Genomic DNA, 2,323 nt, shown 5'->3' with positions numbered 1-2,323 from the left:
GGAGCGGAGGCCCCCAGCATGGGATGCCCTTGATGTTGCCTTTGACTTTTTGAAGTCACCGATAGATTATGAGTTTCTAATCAAAACTCATGTAAATACTCGGTATATACATAGCAAAGGGAATAAAATCGTGGCCGACCTCAACGAATACCTGCATTTCCGTGCACTCGCCTTCAAATTCCGCAATGACGCTCTGTCTGCTCCCCTTCTGGATCAGGTTTGCGAGACTGGATCGCTTGCGATCCCCTCCAAACAGGTCTGTACCACCTTGGCTCAGCCTGTTGTGGATCGCATGGAATCGCTGCTTGCAGTGCTGTCCATGAGCAAGCGGCAGTTCATCGAGATGGCGATTCTTGAAGCCATGGATCAGGCCGAGTATGTGCTTGAGACGCACAACTGCACCATCGACGGGGTGCCGGTATGAGCGAGGCCATGTTCACCCTCTGCGGACAGGTAGCAAACGTCTACGTCCAGCCTGCGGGCGTCTCCAAGAAAACCGGAGAGGCCTTTGACCAGCGCGACAAGGTTCAAATCCTTGGGCATATCCCCCTGCAGGGCGGTGGTACCAAGCTCGACCTGGTAACGCTCAACGTGGAAGACGCTCGCGGCTTTCAGGCTGCCCAGGGCAAAACCATCCGTGTCCCTGTTGGGGTCTACGCGATCGGTAAAACCGTTGGTTATTTCATCCCGCAAGGCGTCAAACACACGCTCGTACATTCTGGCGTTTGACTTCAAAAAACTGAGGTCCCGCCTCCTCTGGAACACCCTGTCAGCGTCGCGTAACAGGGGTTCCAGAGGAGGCGGGGCCTCTTTACTTGATACATAGAAACAAAGTGCATGCAGCTGTATGCTGCCAGCACGGGAAAAGGAGCCAACGAATGGCCAAAAAGAAAACCCCCGTAGAGACAGTCAACTTGGCGGCTGAGGTCTCTACGAGGGTCGATGAAGCTGAGTTACTGAGCGAGAGAATAGCACGCTACGGTCAGGCTCATGCAAGATCAAACCTCATGCTCGATCACCTTCGGGATGATCCTAGCGACTCCAGCAGGAAGGCTGCCGCCAGTCTTTCAACCTGTGGTAATTACCTGCACTTTCGGGAGTACTTCACCGTGGGTAAGGTTCGACTGCATAACGCCACGTTTTGCAAACAGCACTTGATCTGCCCGCTGTGTGCGATCCGCCGTGGTGCCAAGGCCCTTGGGGCTTACCTGACCCGCTGGCAGGTGATACAGGCCGAACGCCCCGAATTGCGCCCCTACCTGCTTACGCTGACCGTGAAGAACGGCGATGACCTGGAAGAACGCCAGAAGCATCTGACGCGCTCTCTCCGAAACCTGATGGATCATCGCCGTAATTTTAACGCTGGTGTCCGTGGTGCGCCCTATACGGAGTTGTGCAAGGCTCTAGGAGCCGTCTACACGCTCGAACTGACCAACAAGGGCAAAGGATGGCACCCGCACTGCCATATGATCGTTTTGGCGGCTTCTGAGCCCTTTCAGGCAGCTTTGAGCGCTGAATGGCACAAGATCACCGGTGACAGCATGATTGTCGATTGCAGGCCGATCACAGGCGATCCAAGCGAAGGCTTCATGGAAGTTTTCAAGTACGCCGTGAAATTCTCGGATCTGACGCTTGAGGACAACTGGCAGGCTGCTCAGATTCTCAAAGGTAAGCGTCTACTTGGATCGTTCGGACTTTTCCGCGGTGTCCAGGTGCCTGAATCGTTGTTGGACGAAGCTCTCGATGATCTTCCGTACTGGGATCGGTTCTACCGATTCATTCAGGGCGAGTATCAGTTCACGGGCGAAAGCCCGAAACCGAGAAGCTGACAACAGCGCCTCTTTCGGGAGGCGTTTTTCGATCGCATAGAATCGCGTTAAATCGCATAAAATCGCATATCGGCAGTTGCCTAAAATTGCCTTGAATTGCACACAATCGCCCAATCACAGACGGCAAGATGTGTGTTGTGGGCCCACGACTTCGTCGCTATTCCCACACCACCTTGCTCATTCGCTTTGCTCAAGAGGGTGCTACCGCACCAGACGGACACCAAAAAGAGCATTCCGCACCGCTTCCATCCCTCCACTCTCAGCAACCCCGCACACTTCACCAGGTCAAGGGCCGCACCCCCGGCTCGTCGGGGAAGCGCTTCACCTCCCCGGCGAACGGAGGTACGGGCGCAGCGAACCCTTTACCCACCACCAAACAAAGACCCTTCGGGCGCTCTGCTCCTGGCCGACCGGCCCGGAGCGGAGGCCCCCAGCATGGGATGCCCTTGATGTTGCCTTTGACTTTTTGAAGTCACCGATAGATTATGAGTTTC

At 55.1% G+C, this 2,323-nt stretch carries 3 protein-coding genes; all 3 read left to right on the top strand.

Features of this window, described 5'->3' with window-relative positions; translation table 11 throughout:
- Positions 1–424: hypothetical protein (locus CJF39_RS22500; RefSeq protein WP_249275428.1), on the top strand; the 424-nt coding region annotated here is incomplete at its 5' end.
- Positions 421–729: a hypothetical protein gene (locus CJF39_RS22495; RefSeq protein ID WP_094995362.1), complete on the top strand. Its 309-nt coding sequence runs from the start codon at positions 421–423 to the stop codon at positions 727–729. The genes CJF39_RS22500 and CJF39_RS22495, both read left to right, overlap by 4 nt.
- A 149-nt stretch (positions 730–878) precedes the next feature.
- Positions 879–1,829, top strand: a complete 951-nt coding sequence (locus CJF39_RS22490; protein WP_212556001.1) for a protein rep — start codon at positions 879–881, stop codon at positions 1,827–1,829.
- Positions 1,830–2,323 lie beyond the last annotated feature (494 nt).

This window comes from Pseudomonas lundensis (assembly GCF_002269125.1).
GTDB classification, from domain to species: Bacteria; Pseudomonadota; Gammaproteobacteria; order Pseudomonadales; family Pseudomonadaceae; genus Aquipseudomonas; species Aquipseudomonas lundensis_A.
Note: the sequence above shows the minus strand (reverse complement) of the source record. Positions and strands in the feature narration are given on the sequence as shown.